18 protein-coding genes are annotated in these 14644 nt (G+C 68.9%); 1 reads left to right on the forward strand and 17 read right to left on the reverse strand.

What is annotated here, in order from left to right:
* Positions 1 to 63: 63 nt before the first annotated feature.
* From CP983_RS19485 to CP983_RS19560, 17 genes are all read right to left on the reverse strand, one after another.
* Positions 64 to 1572, reverse strand: coding sequence for a tyrosine-type recombinase/integrase (locus CP983_RS19485; protein ID WP_150500733.1), 1509 nt, complete (start codon positions 1570 to 1572; stop codon positions 64 to 66).
* 57 nt (positions 1573 to 1629) lie between these two features.
* The gene (locus CP983_RS19490; protein ID WP_150500735.1) at positions 1630 to 1974 is read right to left on the reverse strand and encodes a helix-turn-helix domain-containing protein; all 345 of its coding nucleotides are present in this window, start codon (positions 1972 to 1974) and stop codon (positions 1630 to 1632) included.
* 461 nt (positions 1975 to 2435) lie between these two features.
* Positions 2436 to 3911 (reverse strand): ATP-binding protein, encoded by a 1476-nt coding sequence (locus CP983_RS19495; RefSeq protein WP_150500737.1) that lies wholly within the window; start codon positions 3909 to 3911, stop codon positions 2436 to 2438.
* A gap of 2 nt (positions 3912 to 3913) precedes the next feature.
* Positions 3914 to 4789 carry a bifunctional DNA primase/polymerase gene (locus tag CP983_RS19500; protein WP_150500739.1) on the reverse strand — a complete coding sequence of 292 codons (876 nt, stop codon included), beginning with the start codon at positions 4787 to 4789 and terminating at the stop codon, positions 3914 to 3916.
* 86 nt (positions 4790 to 4875) lie between these two features.
* Entirely contained in the window at positions 4876 to 5169 is a 294-nt protein-coding gene (locus CP983_RS19505; protein ID WP_150500741.1) for a hypothetical protein, read from the reverse strand.
* Between the two features lie 236 nt (positions 5170 to 5405).
* Positions 5406 to 6371, reverse strand: a complete 966-nt coding sequence (locus CP983_RS19510) for a DUF6551 family protein (protein ID WP_150500743.1) — start codon at positions 6369 to 6371, stop codon at positions 5406 to 5408.
* Between the two features lie 193 nt (positions 6372 to 6564).
* Positions 6565 to 6726, reverse strand: a complete 162-nt coding sequence (locus tag CP983_RS44020) for a hypothetical protein (protein ID WP_167537729.1) — start codon at positions 6724 to 6726, stop codon at positions 6565 to 6567.
* Positions 6727 to 6838: 112 nt separating this feature from the next.
* Positions 6839 to 7441 (reverse strand): hypothetical protein, encoded by a 603-nt coding sequence (locus CP983_RS19515; protein ID WP_150500745.1) that lies wholly within the window; start codon positions 7439 to 7441, stop codon positions 6839 to 6841.
* Between the two features lie 19 nt (positions 7442 to 7460).
* A complete protein-coding gene (locus CP983_RS19520) occupies positions 7461 to 7655 on the reverse strand; it encodes a hypothetical protein (RefSeq protein WP_150500747.1) in 195 nt (64 codons plus the stop codon).
* On the reverse strand, positions 7652 to 7921 hold the full coding sequence (locus CP983_RS19525; protein ID WP_150500749.1) for a hypothetical protein: 270 nt from the start codon (positions 7919 to 7921) through the stop codon (positions 7652 to 7654). Before CP983_RS19525 ends, CP983_RS19520 begins: the two co-directional genes overlap by 4 nt.
* A 20-nt stretch (positions 7922 to 7941) precedes the next feature.
* A complete protein-coding gene (locus tag CP983_RS19530; protein WP_150500751.1) occupies positions 7942 to 8196 on the reverse strand; it encodes a hypothetical protein in 255 nt (84 codons plus the stop codon).
* Positions 8197 to 8336: 140 nt separating this feature from the next.
* Entirely contained in the window at positions 8337 to 10622 is a 2286-nt protein-coding gene (locus tag CP983_RS19535; protein ID WP_189749078.1) for a cell division protein FtsK, read from the reverse strand.
* Between the two features lie 175 nt (positions 10623 to 10797).
* Positions 10798 to 11115, reverse strand: a complete 318-nt coding sequence (locus tag CP983_RS19540) for a hypothetical protein (protein ID WP_150500753.1) — start codon at positions 11113 to 11115, stop codon at positions 10798 to 10800.
* Between the two features lie 3 nt (positions 11116 to 11118).
* Positions 11119 to 11526, reverse strand: coding sequence for an RRQRL motif-containing zinc-binding protein (locus CP983_RS19545; RefSeq protein WP_150500755.1), 408 nt, complete (start codon positions 11524 to 11526; stop codon positions 11119 to 11121).
* Positions 11526 to 12176: a GGDEF domain-containing protein gene (locus CP983_RS19550; protein ID WP_150500757.1), complete on the reverse strand. Its 651-nt coding sequence runs from the start codon at positions 12174 to 12176 to the stop codon at positions 11526 to 11528. Before CP983_RS19550 ends, CP983_RS19545 begins: the two co-directional genes overlap by 1 nt.
* Positions 12173 to 13189, reverse strand: coding sequence for a DUF2637 domain-containing protein (locus CP983_RS19555; RefSeq protein ID WP_229915048.1), 1017 nt, complete (start codon positions 13187 to 13189; stop codon positions 12173 to 12175). The genes CP983_RS19550 and CP983_RS19555 overlap by 4 nt, the downstream gene beginning before the upstream one ends.
* Positions 13186 to 13476 carry a hypothetical protein gene (locus CP983_RS19560; protein ID WP_150500759.1) on the reverse strand — a complete coding sequence of 97 codons (291 nt, stop codon included), beginning with the start codon at positions 13474 to 13476 and terminating at the stop codon, positions 13186 to 13188. The genes CP983_RS19555 and CP983_RS19560 overlap by 4 nt, the downstream gene beginning before the upstream one ends.
* A 615-nt stretch (positions 13477 to 14091) precedes the next feature.
* Between CP983_RS19560 and CP983_RS19565 the strand changes: the two genes are divergently transcribed.
* Entirely contained in the window at positions 14092 to 14487 is a 396-nt protein-coding gene (locus tag CP983_RS19565; protein WP_150500761.1) for a GntR family transcriptional regulator, read from the forward strand.
* Positions 14488 to 14644 lie beyond the last annotated feature (157 nt).

Genomic DNA, 14644 nt, shown 5'->3' on the forward strand with positions numbered 1-14644 from the left:
TTCTCCATGGCTCTCTGGAGAAATTCTGGAGAAGATCTTGAAATTCGCCTCCAGCCCAATGCCCTAGGGACGAGCCTTCAACAGCGCATCCAGGACAGCCACGGGCGAGCCGAGACTCATCGCCCGACGCGCCTCCAGCGCTTCCTCCCACATCCCGGTGAGCGCGATCATCAGCGCCTGCCGCATCCCCGCCGTGATGTGGTCGTAGCGCGACTGCACGGAGCCGTCCTCATGACCCAGGCGTTCATCCATGAGCTTCGGCGGTGTCCCCGCTTCCCTCATCAGGGTCTTGTGAGTGTGGCGCAACCCGTGCGGTGTGAGCCCCGGAGCGATCGGCACCCAGCACGCTTCAGCCCGATTGGAGGCGCCTCGCCCACGTGCCGGGATGCCAGGCCACGGCTCGGCGATCACGGGCACCGGGTGCTCTTCTTGATTGCCGCGCCCGGGATACCGCCCTGTGGCGGCCGGCCGAAAGAGCCAGGTGGCGAAACCAGAGCGCCGCCAGTGGGCGGCCAACTCGCCCGATCCCGCGTTCCGGACGTATCCGAGATCAGTGATGGCCTCCAGCACCTTCAGCCGAGTCGGCTCCGTCACGGCGTCCGGGCGGTTGAGGACGTTGGAAACGGTGCCGGCCGAGACACCAGAGCGGCGAGCCACGTCGACCAGCTTCGCCCCCAGGCGGCTCGCGGACCCGTTGGCGGCTCCGTGGCCGCGGAAGATGTAGGCGCGTCCGTGGCACTCGCAAGGCTTCGGTCTCGTCCGTCCAATGTGGCCGGCGAGCAGGGAAGCGAGGAAATCCGGACTGTCGATGTCACGGTAGGAGTCGTCCTTGGGCGGGCACCGGTGCAGTTCGCCTGTATCCAGTTCGTAGAGCTGCCACTCAACGCGGAGGCTGTTCGGCCGGACGAACTCGGTCTCAAGGCCAACAAGCTCGCCCCAGCGCATTCCTGTGTAGCCCTTGACGATGCCGCCAACGAATTCGTCGTCGCGGCCGGACAACAGCGCCATCCGCTCGGCAAGCAGCAAGATGCCGAGTGCCGTCGTGACCACCTTTTCCGGTCCACGGTTGCGTGAGCGTCCTGCGCGCTTGCCTCGCCCGCGGCGCCTGGTTGCGGGGTTGGAATCGCGCAGCCCCTCGTCAACGGCGTCAGCAAGGATCAGGTGGAGCGTCGCCCGCCAGGTCTTGACGCTGGTGGGCGCGTAAGGGACGGCGCGTTCGTGCTTCTCCCAAGCGGCGATGTCGGTGCTCAAGATGTCAGCGATGGCGAAGTCCTCGAATGCGGGGAGCAAGTGCTCTTCGATGTGCCGCCGGTAGTTCTGCATGGTGGACGCCGCCAAGTCCTGCGCGGCGTACCAGCGGTTCACGTAGGCACCGAATGTGATCCGCTCAGGAGGCGCCTTCTTCGTCCCGGCCAACAGCTTCGCTTCTTCGGCGTCCGCTGCCTTCTTTGCGGCTGTCTTGGTCCGGAAGCGGATGGCGTCACCATCAGCATCGCGGACCGTGGCGTACTTGCCGGGCGCGAGCTTGTACCGGCCTCGCCAGTAGCTGCCGAGGTTCTCGGCATATCCCAACTTGCTCTCCTTTGTAGATGGGTTGCCGCCCGGCCGGACGCCGGGCGGCAACCGGAATCAGGCTGCGGTGGACTTCGATTGGCCCTGTCGCGCCCTGCGCGGGGTCCTTGCCTTCAGCGAGGTGACGGTCACCGCCGTTGTGACGGCCCGGCGACGCGGCGCCTCTGAACCCGCTCGCGAGACAGGCATGACAGCAGCACTGCTTTCGGCAGGACGGCTCTCAAAGATGCGCGTGATCTCTGCGAAGTGCTCGGCCGTGAACCGGTAACTGCCTCCGGGCTTGGTGAAAGGGATGCGTCCCCTTCGAGCCTGTTCCTTCACCCACCACTCGGAGCAGCCCAGGGCTTGGGCCACATCTGCGGCGGTGTGGAGCTGAGGCAGGGCAGTGGTCTTCTGACTCACTCTCGTGGCTCCTTTGGAGTTCGCTTCGGGGTCTTCTCAGAAGCCCGGACCTGTCCGAGGTGGAGATTTCTGCGTCATGGCGTCACGCACGTCATTTGTGGTTCTGACCTGCGGGTATGTGGTGACGCGGGGAGCTCGGGACGTGTCATGGGGCTGTCATCCGTGACGCGGGTGACGCGGGTGACGCGGGATGACGCAGGTTTGGCCGTCTGCGTCACCGTTGTAACCGCAGGTCACGGACCGCTTTCGGGTGGCTAATGACGTGGGTGACGCAAGGTCTCTTCTCTTAGGAAAAGAAAGGTGGTGTCTGTGGTGGTGCGGTGCGGCTCAGGACGTGAAGAAGGAGCCGCTTCGCGGCGCGACCCTGGGGCGGCGGCATGCCGCCGCAACAGCAAGAGGAGCACCTCGGGGGAGAGCGGTGCTCCTCTTGCTTGTTCAGTGCGGCTCCGCGGTGGCGCGGGTCAGAAGGCCGCTTCCTGCTCGGCCAGTTGTGGGAACGGGGGCCGGGTCATCTCGATGTAGCGGGCCGCACTGGTGCGGCCCCAGTCGATGAGGACGCCGCGTGCCGCGAGGGTCGGCTGCAGGCGCTTGAGCCGGTCGGAGAGGACCTTGCCGGTGGCGGGCCAGCCCTTGGGCAGGGGACGGCACTCCTCGCCGCTATAGAGGCCGGTGAGGCAGTGCAGCCACTCCGATGACGTCATACGGACTTCCTCGCCCGGGTCGAATCCGCCGGCGTGCTTAAGAACCGTCTGCGCGAGCAGGTCTCCTTCGATGACGTCGTCGTTGAGGTCATCGAGGCTGGCTCGATACGCGGCCAGCGAGCCGAAGCCGGTCGCCGCGTCGAGTTGCGCGCACAGGTGGGCGAAGTCCGCCATGCGCAGGTCGGTGGGGGTGTCCGCCTCGGCGGCGCGCACCTTCACGGTCAGGTCCAGCAGGGAGCCGAGAACGAGCGGCAGGATCTCCGCGTACTCCCTCCACAGTTCTGCCTCGGTCCGCCGCACCCGGGGCCTTACGAGTCGGAGAGTGAGGAGGCGTTCGGCGAGGTCGGGGCGGATGACGCCGACGTCGATGCCGGTCAGCAACATGGGGCGCCGGTAGCGGGAGCGCACGACGTCGCCGTCGGTGAACAGCGCGCGCTTGATGCTTTCGGCTCCGGTGACGATGCAGCACATGAGGTCGGACAGGTCGGGGGGCAGATGGGAGAGGTTGTCCAGGGCGGTGACCCACCCTGCGGCGACGGCCGTGATCATGTTCTCCTCGTCCTTCGGCGCCCGGCGCAGGTCGCCGTTCATGCCCTCGATGATCCGCACGAGCATCCGGCCGCCGGTGGACTTTCCCGCCCCTTGCGGCCCGGTGAGGAACGGCGCAGGAACGGGCACGGACGGCTCCAAGCAGCCGATCAGCCAGGCGATGGCCAGGCACTCGGTTTCGGCGCTGGCGAAGTTGCACAGGCCGAGCAGGAGGTCGATGCCCTTGCCGTCGGTGTCCTTGGCGGGCAGGGGCAGTTCGCCGGTGAGCTGGGTGCGCCGCCAGCACACCTCACGCGGGTCGGGCGTGAGGATGGTCCAGCCGGTGGGGTGGATCCGGACGGACTGGCCGTCATCGCGGCCCAGGTCGAGCCAGGTAGCACCATCGAACCCGGGCGCCACGCGGATGTGGGTGGGCTGTACGTCCTCGGTCAGGGCGAGTGCTTCGATCAAGTCGAGCGCCTCCTTAAGTGCCGTGCCGTTGAACACGCCGACCCCGTCCTTGAAGAGGCCGACCATGAGTTCCTGCCGGTGGCTGCCCGTCGTGCCTTGGGAGCGGATGGGCCGAGCGACGGGATGGCCGTTGCGCTGCGCGTAGACGGTGCCGTCGATGGTGCGGAAGTACCGGAAGTGCTCTTGCGCGTAGTCGGTGATGATCTGGCGGGCCGGAGTCTTTTCGTCCTCGGACATGGCTACATCCCCAGGGCGTTGAGGGCGTTGGTCCACGCATCGGTGCAGTGCCTCGGGGTTTCGCCCTTGGCCTGCGCGGCGGCGAACAGTCGCGCGACATGTGCGTCGGTGAGGCAGCCGCACCGGCCGTGGGTGGACAGCACGGCGAGGAACGTGCGGTACACCGTCGCGTGGACCGCGCTGCGAACCTCGGTGATGCGCTGCTCTGCCATGGCGATGCCACGCTCCAGGTAGACGGGCGTGCGGTGTCGGCACTCCCCGGCGCCGGTCGGTGCGGACGCCGTGATGCCGTGATGCGCCGGCCAAACCGAAGAAGGCTCCGTCACAGCCAGTGCGCGGACGGCGTCCGGGAGCTCCGTCATGGTGCCGGTGCCGGGACCGCGCCAACGGGCGTAGGCCATCGTGGATTTGATGTCGACGCCGTCACGGATGGCGTTCACCGAACGCATGGCGCCTTGGTAGATCCAGTGTTCGCCGCGCGTGGTGGCCATGGTCCGGGTGGCGGGCAGGGTCTCGCGGGCCCATGCGACGGCTGCCGGGTTGTCGAGGTCAACCACGGTCAGTGTGGCGCCGCCGGGATGGTAGGCGACGGCTGCGCTCTGCCTCCATGCCTGAGCCCATGCGGGTGAGGTGAGGACGCTCGGATCGGTGGTGGCGGCGGCCCACGCATGGCAGGGGCTGAGGCAGCGGCAAGGGCCGGCGGTCTTCATGTTCGGCCGCCCACCGCAGGCACCGTCCATGCATGCGTCGCAGTTCCCGAAGGGGGCCTTGCCGCGCCGGAGGGGTAGCGGTGGCACTCCGGCCGCCGCGAGTTCGAGGGCGATGCGTAGGTGCGTGCGGGCCGTTGGGCTCTCGCCGACGCCGTGCAGGTGGGGCATGCTGGAGGTCTCCTGCTCTCTTGGAGGGACTGGAGAACCGGGGCGGGCGCAGGCTTGTGGTGAGACGGCGCCCGCCCCGGGCGTAGCTACAGGTCGTCGTCGGTGTCGGGCAGGTAGCGCAGGATCTGTGCGCGTTCGCGTTCACCGCGTTCGCGGGCCGCGTCCAGCACCGACCGGTCGATGACGGATACGAGGGCGGCGCGGACTTCGGCGGTCAGTTCGGTGGGGCTCATGGCTTCGGCTTGCACCGTGTGCCCCATGTGCTCGCCCCGTCGGTCGGTATCCTTCTGCGGGGCGGACGGCAGCCGGTAGCGGGTGATCTGCTCAGCTGGCACGGCAAGACGTGTGAAGGTCGGCGCGGGCGCGCCCATGTCGTTCACCAACGCGGAGATGTCCGCTGCGGCGGAGTCAAGGATGGACAGGCCACTTGGGTCGTGATCGCCGACGTCTCTCCGCAGCACTGCGAGTGTGCGACTGGCGTTTTCGCATCTCATGAGCGGTCGCATGCGCTGTAGCGGATGCAACAGGTGTTGTGCACGGCAGGCGATGGACCGGAACCATCGGCAGGTGCATGCGAAAGCCCCCACGCTGCGCGCGGGGGCCCGGTGATGGTGGTTCAGTCCTTGTCGAGCCGGCCGGGATGGATCAGGAATTGCTCGGTCAGTCCGTCGTTGTACTCGTTGACAATGTGCTTTGCGAGGGGGGTAGATCGGGAAGAGGAGCCGCCGCCGCCAACGGTGTTCGCGATGGACGACTCCTTCCACTGTGCGACCGTGAGCGGCTTGCGCTTGCCGTGGCCGGCAAGCTTCCTGCTCAGGCGGTCGAGTCGGGCGTCGGGGTTGCGATCGAGGACCATCGCGATGGCGCGCAACATGATGCCCTCCCACGTCGCAGGGTTACGTCCCCATGCGTCCTCGACGACCTGCAGAACCTGCGGGATCAGCGGAGAGCGCCCCTCAGGGAGGACGAGGGGATAGACCAGGCTTCCGCTCTCGTCCCGGGTGGCGTGCTTCTCGTCCATCACCGCGATGGCGGTGAGCGCCTGAACCGCGCCGATCTTGTTCGCCGAGGTACTGCCCGAGATGCCGAGATCGCGGCTCTCGACCTCGGCGAGAATCCGGGTGTTACGCGGGTCGCCGGCGGTGATCGAGACGCGGAAGATGTCGAACGGCTTCACGGCCTTGCGGTCGCGGTTCGCCGCGAGGAACAACTTCGCCTCCTGCTCGTCGGAGAGCCCCTCATAGACCATGCAGTCGCGGAGGAAGTCCGGGCCCTCCTTCTCGACCGCCACCTCCGTGGAGTGCTGCCCGTCGAGAAGGTAGTACCGGCCGTCCCCCCGGAGGGAGACGATCGCCGGGAGCAAAGCGAAGGGATCCCACATCTTCATGAGCCGCGCCGTCCACGCGGCGTCCTTCTTCCGCTGCGTGGCCGGGCCGGCGTCCTCGGCGGTGTTGGTGCCGAACAGGCGGGCGGAGTCGAGGGTCTGATCGACGTGCAGGTCCCCGACGCGGACCTCCGCGTAGAACTTCCGAACGGTCTTTGTCGCTCCGGCCTGCGCCGGGACGGTAGCGGTCTGTGCCACAAATCCCCCTTGGTGGTGGTCAGGTGACACACAGTCAACCATGGAAATTTCTCGCGCGTCTAGTTTTTCAGCGTCTTGGAATTTCTCGCGTCTCGTCACGGCATGCTGTACCGATTGCGCGACAGCACCACCGGAGGACCAGTCCAACGGCCCGCTCAGCCACCTCGGTTGGCGTGGCTCGCGGACTTCTTGATCAGTCGGTGTGGCGGTTGAGCTGGGCCATCAACTCGCGGTTCGTGGCACGGGCGGCAGCGAGGTCGTCGTACCGCTCCTGGGGCTTCAGCTCCAGGTCGATCACCCGTTGTTCTAGAGTCGTGATCCGGGCCTTGACCTGCTCGCAGTTCTCATCCGGCACGGCACGCACCTGGTCGACCAGCGCGAGCACGAGCGGGCGGGGGCCCAGGCGGCGAAGCCGCGGACGCGGGTGCGCTTATAGGTGCGGCCCGAGACGGTGCCGCAGGGCGCGGTCATGCGGACTTCCCTTCGCGCGTGGGGAGTTCGGGCAGGCCCGCGCGTTCCAGTGCGGTGGGGTCGAAGCCGGGCAGCGTGGCGCGGGTGACGACTGCTTGGGCGAGCTGTTCGGCGTAGGCGACGCCGGTGCGAGCCACCTCGATCTGCGTCGTGGCGCGCAGCGTTTCGACGCGCTCGATGTGGGCGTACTCCTCGCGCCGCTCGCCTGTCTCCCGCTCGTAGGCGACCGTCTCGCGGCGGTCGTGGCGCCAGTAGCGGGCGGCGAGGGTGTACGCGCCGGCGGTGGCGAGCGACCACAGCAGCAGCGGCAGCGAGAGCCCGTCGGAGTATCCGGCAATCCCGGCGAAGGCGAGCGCGCCGGACGCGGCGAACGCAGTCCCCGTAAGGACGCTGTCTCCGGTGTGGCTGCTCGCGCAGACGCCCGCGGCGGCGGCCCCGGCGGACAGGACAGTCATCAACACGGCGTTGCCGACGGAGTGTTCGGCGCCGTTGGCGTTCCAGATCCGAGCGAGCGCGAGCACGGTCGTGGTGGCGATGGCCGGCGCCGCCTTGGGTGCGGCTGCGGCGAGCCAGTGGCGTGCGGTGGTGGGGTCGTTCACGGCTGTTCCTCCTGTCCTGTCAGTTGCCGAGTGCGGACAGGGCGTCGGCGGACGCCTGCACGAGGTTGTGGATGGGCTCGTAGGCGCCGGTGCCGGCGGCGAAGAACCCGAACAGGAACAGCACGACGGCGGCGCCGCCCCCGGCGGAGCGGGTCTTGACCGCGAGCGCGGACGCTGCGCCGAACAGCAGCACGGCGGAGATGTTCAGGATCATCGGGAGCCTTCCGTTCGGTGCATGCAGGAGGGGTAGGCGGAGCCGCGGAAGCAGCTCCGGTAGTCATCGCGGCTGACGCGGAATTCCTGGCCCTGTCCGTCGTTCATGGTGACGGTGAGCCGGTAGCGCCAGCCGCCGGACTTGAAGTAGGCGGCGCTGCGGTCGCTCACGGTCCCGGCCGGACCGGCGCCGTAGCTCGGGTTGCACGCGGTCAGGACCGAGACGGTGGCGATGGTCGCGAGCGCGGTGGTGAGGATCTTGCGCATGGCGAGGTTCCTCCAGCGGGTCAGTTGGTGGTGCCGGCGCGGTAGATGCGGGCGAAGCGGTTGTAGAGCCAGCGGCCGGTGCGGATGCGCTTGCCGGTGGCCTTGCAGCGGCGGCAGTCCTTGCCGCGCTTGAGGCGGCCCTTGCGGTCGGCCTTGAGCGCGTGGCCCATGCCCTGGCACTTGCGGCAGTCGCCGAACGGCGAGGCCGCACACAGACCGCCGTAACCAAGAGTGATGACTATCAGGCAAGCGATAGCAAGGAGGATGGGGGTCATCGGGGGCCCTCCGGGCGGGTTTCGGGGGTTTCCGCAGATGGGGTGCTATCCGCTAGATCACAGGTGGAGGCTGTTTTGGGGTGCTAGCGGGGGTGCTACCGGTAGCAGGTGTGGGTGCTACCGGTAGCACCGTGCCGGACCTATGCAGCGCCCGGCTTTTCGTTACGCTCCGCAATCGCCTTGAGGAGGTCGGCGCGGGCGATGCCGCGCCGGGTGGTGCGGGTGCCGTCGTCCGTCGTGCCGGCGACGTCGCGGGTGCGGATGCCGTGCGGCTTGAGCGCGGACGTGACGTTCTCGCCCTTCCAGCCGCCGTAGACCTCCGGCCGCAGTTCAGCGAGGCGGGCGGCGATCCGCTCGTTCCACACCCGCTCTTCCTTCTCCGGCACCACGGCCGCGACGTCCGCAAGCAGGTCGTAGGACGGGCCAGTGACCTCCTCGGGGGCCTCCCCGAGGGCGTAGCCGGACAACAGTCCTGCCTGCTCACGCATGGTGCGGGCACGGGCGGCGACGGCCACGGCGCCGGGCGCGTCGATGAACGCGCCGGAGACGATCCGGGCGTCCGAGCCTTCACCGACGAAGTAGTGCAGGCCCTTGTCACCCCAGGCGAACATCGTCGCCCGCACCCCGCGCTTGTAGCTGCTCGTGCCGAGGACCATGTCGTTCTCGGTCTGACCCATGACCTTCAGGCACCAACGGGCGCCAGAGTTCGCAGAGATGCCGGTCGGCAACGACTTCGCGTCCGGCCGCTGCGTGGCCAGCAGCAGCACAATCCCGGTCGCCGGACCGCGCTTGACCAGGTCGGTCGCGATTTCCTCGAACTCCTTGCCGTGCTCCGAGTGCTCGAACAGCACCTGGCACTCATCCACCCCGATCACGATCGGATGCAGACCCAGCGAGCGCTTGTCGGCGAGCTGGCTGGTCACCTTCGACTCGGGGCAGATGTCCCGAGGCAGCGACCGGATCACCTTCGTACGACGCCGCAGCTCTTCCCGCAGAGCACGGAAGTCGTTCAGCGCGTACTGGATCGTCTCGTCCTCCTCGCCCACGCCGTGCCGGTGGGAGACGGCCTCACCGACCGGATCGAGGTCGCCAGTGCCCTTCATGTCGTAGGTGTGCAGCTCAGCCCGCGGATCCAACGCGGCAATGAGCAGCAGCAGCCTGAGCAGGAACGTCTTGCCCATGCGCGGGATCGCCCCGATCACCCCGGCGATGAACATCAGAGTGACCGCGACCCAGCGTCCGCGCTGGTCAGTGCCGTACGGGATGGCCTTGAACAGGTCGACCGTGCCGGACTTCAGCAGCGGCCACGCGGGCTTCGGCGCGGACTTCAGGTCCTGGTCCCCCACCCACAACACGAGCCGGCCGGTGTGTTCGTCGGAGACGGCCTCCGGCCACACACACCCCAGCGGCCGGCGCAGACCCGACGCGAGCCGGTCCCGGCGCTCGATCACATCGGTCACGGTCACGCCGTAGGGCAGGTTGCCCTCCGCCCGCCAGCCCGGGCCGTCGCGGGTGATCGGGGCGGTGAACTCGAACCCGTCCCGCCCCTTGGCCTGCGCCTGATTGATCGCCGGAATGCCCAGCGCACCGAGCGCGCGCAGCACGATGTCCGACGTGAGCTTGGTTGCCTTGGGAACATCCACAGCCCTGTGGATAACCGGATCATCCGCCTTACGCCCCGCGGCCCCGAAGGCGAGCACCAGGGCGCCGACCGACACGACTTGCAGCCAGTCGGGGGCGAGCACGTAGATGGCGAGCGCTGCACCCAACCCGACGAACATCGCCAGCACGGCGACCAGGGTGCGGAGTCGGACGCGGCCGTCGCGCTGGCGGGAGAGCTTGAGGTATTCGGCGGCGTCCTCGCGGCGGACGGCAGCGAGTCGGACCGGCTCGCCCTCGCGGTCGGCCATCCACCGCATGGTGCCGCCGACGAACCGGGCCAGGCCCGTCGGCGCCTGCATGGCCAGGCGCAGGGCGTAGACCGGGGAGCGCAGGGCATGATACCCGGCCACGTGCGTGTAGTGCCGGGCCACCCATCCGGTGGCGGTCTTGAGTTCCGCGACCGAGCGCAGCCACAGCGGGACCACGTCCCGCCGCTTGGCAGCGGCGAGCCGACCGAGGTAGCCCGGACCGGTCGCCTTCGCCGCCGACTGGTCGACCATCACGGGCGCGGTCGGGTCGGCCGACTCCTCCCCCGACTCGATCGAGCGGGAGTCGGCCGACGGGTCGGCGCCGGGTCGGGTGGCCGGGTCGGCCGACTCGGCACGGGCCGATCGGGCCTTGTCGAGGTCGACCACGCGGGAGTCGAGGTCGCGGAACGCGTCGAGGTCGCGAGTGCTGGGCGAGTCGGTGATATGGGGCGCACCGTCCCCCATCTCGGCTTCGAGGCGGTTGAAGAGTTCGTTGTCGTCGTCGGGGTGCTTCACTGAGATTCCTTCCACTTCCGGGTGTGAGGGAAAGCGGGCCCGGCCGACGCTGTAGGAGGTGGGCGGCCGGGCCCGTGAGAAGAGAGTCAGCCCAGATGGGCTAGGAGAGGGCACACAGACTGTGTGCGTTGTGAGGTTCAGGCTGCGGCGCGGGCGGGTGCAGTGGTCGCCGCGCTCACCACCAGCTGAACGACGGCTTGGCGGCCTTCGCGCTGGCGGCCTCGTTCACGATCTGCTGTCGCTGGGCCTGCAACGCGGTCAGCTCCGTGGTGAGCCGGTTCAGAACCTTGTGCCACAGCGTCTCCAGCGCCCGTTCCGCGCGGCCGGGGCTCTTGCCCCGAGCGACCTTCACCGAGCCGGCCGCCAGGGCGGCTACGACCTGGCGGCGTTCGCGGACGGTGAGCGGCCACATTTCCTGATTGCGGACGGCCTCGATCTTGCGTTCGGTCTGCTGGATTTCGCGGTCCAGTCGGCGGGTGTTGGGCTTGGGCATTGATCAACCCCTCCTCAGGGGAGTGCATTTGGCAGGCTGGGGGCTGTCGGGGTGGGCGCAGAGGATGCACATGCCGAGGGAGGTCGGCAGGCAGTAGCCGTAGATCACGCGGCACTTGGGGCAGGTGCGGCGGGCGAGCATCGCCAGCGCGAGCGCACCCCACTTGCGCGACGTCATCGGACGGACCGGCTTGGCCAGGTCCTCGCGGTAGAGGTACGCGACCTGCACCCCCGCCTTGCGGCCCCGGTGCCGGCGCATCACCTGCGCGGCGACCGGCTGACCACCGGGCCGTAACCCGCGCTCGCGCAGCTGGCGGCGGGTGGCGTAGCCGTCCGGGGCGAACTGCCAGGGGAAGGTGGGTATGCCGAAGCGGGCGCCGGACGGGTCGAAACACTTGCCATACGCGGCCATCACGCAGCCACCCCCACCACGGGCAAGTCCTGGCGGGCGCCGGAGCGGCCGGCGCGGCGACCGGTGACGGTGGCGAACAGCCAGCCAAGCCCGGCGCGACGCATTCCGGCACGGGCTTGCTTGGCCGCGTACATCGCCTCATCCGCCCGCCGCAGCAGACCCGAGAGGTCATCGGCGGGGAAGTCCTCGGCACGCACCCAGCCCAGCGAGACCGTGGTGTGCAGGGCCGGGTCTTGGCCGTCGACCGGCCGGCCGAGTACGCCGTGCAGGACGGCGAGCATGTCGGCAGCGGTGCCGTGGTCATCGATCAGGACCGCGGCGAACTCATCGCCCCCAAGCCGCCCGGCCACCCCGGACCGGCCGACGTGGTGGGCGAGCCGGTCCGCGGTCGCCTTCAGCAGCGCGTCCCCGGCGGCGTGCCCGTGGGCATCGTTGATGTCCTTGAACTTGTCGACGTCCGCCAGCACCACGACCGCGCGCGGGTCCTTGAGCAGGGTCGTGGCGCGGCGGGTGAAGCCGTCGCGGGTGCGTAACCCGGTGAGCGGGTCACGGCGTGCCGTGTTCAGGCAGCCGCGCAGCCACCACACGTGCGCCGCCCACCCAGCGGCCAGTGGCAGCGCGGGCAGCAGGACCGTGGCCAGGGTGTTCATGCCGCGACCTCCTCAGTGTCGAGGGCGGACGTGGTGGTGTAGGGGGCGTCCACGGCGTGCAGTGCACGGCCGTCGGCTCGCTCTGCGCGCAGGGCGTCACGGACCTGCCGGGCAGGCTGTGCACCGCAGTGCAGGGCCTTGCGCAGCGCCTCCGCGTTGATCGCGGCGTCCGTCCAGTCGGCCGTGGCGGTGCGCGCCTCAGCGAGCAGTTCAGCCGCGGTGCGATGTGCCGGCTTGACCTTGCCCGTTGTCGCCCGCTTGCGCGGCGGTTTGGGCGTCCGCTTGGGCTCTTCGGGCGCCTGCTCGGGCTGCGGCTCCGGGGTGAGCGGTGCGTGGTCGCTGGCGGGGGCGAGTTCGCCCATGCGCAGCATCACGCGCTCACGCCGTGGTGTCTGCGAGCGCCACCGGCGCCCGTACCGCTCCCGCAGGTCCGCGCGGGCCAACTGCCGCTCGCGCTCCTTCTCCAGCGCGACGGCGTAGGAGGTGACCTCCCACAGCGTCATGCGCCGCCACAGCGCGAACGTCGACAGCGGGGCGAGCAGCCAGCGGGAAAAGCGGATCTTTTCCATGCGGCGGCCGGTGGCGGCGCCGATGCGGACGGCGTAGATGTGGGCGCCGATCTCGGAGAACACTACCCACAGCAGCGGCATGGTGCCGTGCGCGACCTTTGCCCACATGCCCTGTCCGGCGGCGACGTTCAGCCCGCAGGTGACCAGGGTGAGCACCCAGGGCACGAACCGCACCCACGCGAGCGCCATGTCCATTCGGATCAGCAGCAGGTTGGCCACGGTGAACACGGGGATGGCCACGTCGATCCCGACGGGAAGCATCCACGGCTCACCGAACCCCCACCGGGCCGCGGCAGCGGAGACAGCGTCGAAGGAAGCGATGAGACCGAGCGCGCCGACGCCGGCGGCGGCCAGTGCCCCGAGTCCGGCGAGGCCCATTTCCGGGCGGGTCAGCGGCGGCACCCCGGACGCGGGTGCCTCCGGGGTGGGCGTCGAGGTCGTCACGCCGCCACCCCCTTTCGTGCCGCGCGGCGGCGCCAGGCGAGGCGGGTGAGCGGGAGGATGTCGAACAGGTCCGGGTTCTCCTCGATCACCTGCGCGGCCATGCGGACCAGGTCGTCGGGCATGTTCGGGTTGTCGGCGAGGATGTCGCGCGCCGCGTCCTCGCGAGCCGCGCGCTCTTCGTCCGTCTCGCCCTCCACCCCGAGCCACAGCTCAACCGGGGTGCCGAGCGCCAGTTCCGCGAAATCCTCGACAGAGACGGCCTGTTGGCGGCCGATGTACGCACGCATGAAAGCTCCTGACATGGGAGGGACAGGAAACCGGAGCAGGCGCAGGCGTGTTGGTGAGACGGCGACTGCTCCGGAACGTTGTGGACACCGGGGCTCCGGCTCCCCTCCACCCCGTCCGTACGGGACCGCTCCGCAGAGCTCCCGGACGGACAGGGCGAGCAACCGGCGCGGCGCTAGCCGCCGCGATTCGGTGGAAGGTGACCGGTCGCCCGCGGCACTGTGAGGTGCCTACGGGCCAGGAATGGAACGGCGCCGCCGTGCCGGTCAATCACGGCCGCGCCCATCGCTTTCGTCGACTCACTGCCACTCCTTGAAACCGCTGAACAGGGGATACGCACTGCAAGGGGGACTTGTCCCCACTCGCCGGCCGTTGCTCGCGGTCACCGGGCCACCTCGCCAGTACGGGCCGAAACCCTGTTCCACCTGGCCTTTAGCGGGATTGCAGCGTCCCCGCCCTCTGCGATTCATGCAGGTCAAGCACTTGCGAACACAGCCGGCGAGGCCCTTCCGGGCCGCCGCGCTGCCGGGAACTCAGATTGACCTAGGTCAATCTGAGTGTCAAGGGGTTGCGGAGAGAGATCAGAGATTGACCTAGGTCCGGTTACTCTCGATGCCATGGACCAGAGCCCTGAAGCGCCAAAGCAGACGCCTACGGCCAAGGAGATTGCGACGGAGTTCCGCGAGCGGATCGCGGGCCCCGATCGCGAGTACGAGCCGGGGGACCAGCTCCCAGCCGCTCGCAAGCTCGCCAAGGAACTTGGTGTGCAGCTCATGACTGTTCAGAGCGCGTTCGGCCAGCTTCGTGACGAGGGACTGGTACTCACTCAGCAGGGCCGCGGAACTTTCGTCCGTGATCCTTCTGTGCCCCTCGGCACCGAGCCGGGCAGTAGCCCCGCGTTCAGCGCTTTGGCGGCAGAGCTCAGCACGATTCATGACGCCCTCCACTCGCTCGGGGAGCGTCTAGATCGGCTTGAGCGGCTCGTGGGCAGCGAGACTCCACCATCGCCGTGAGTTCGTCCGCGCGCCTCAGTAGTCGTTCGACCTTGGCGCGCGCCTCGCTCAAACTCGCTTTGATCAAAGCGAGTTCAGCAGGAGTCATGCCGCCCAGCTCGCCGCTTCGCTCATTGATCCCTGACATGCCAATGAGCATGCGGCCGGGAACGGCAGA

The organism is Streptomyces chartreusis (genome assembly GCF_008704715.1).
Taxonomy (GTDB): Bacteria; Actinomycetota; Actinomycetes; order Streptomycetales; family Streptomycetaceae; genus Streptomyces; species Streptomyces chartreusis.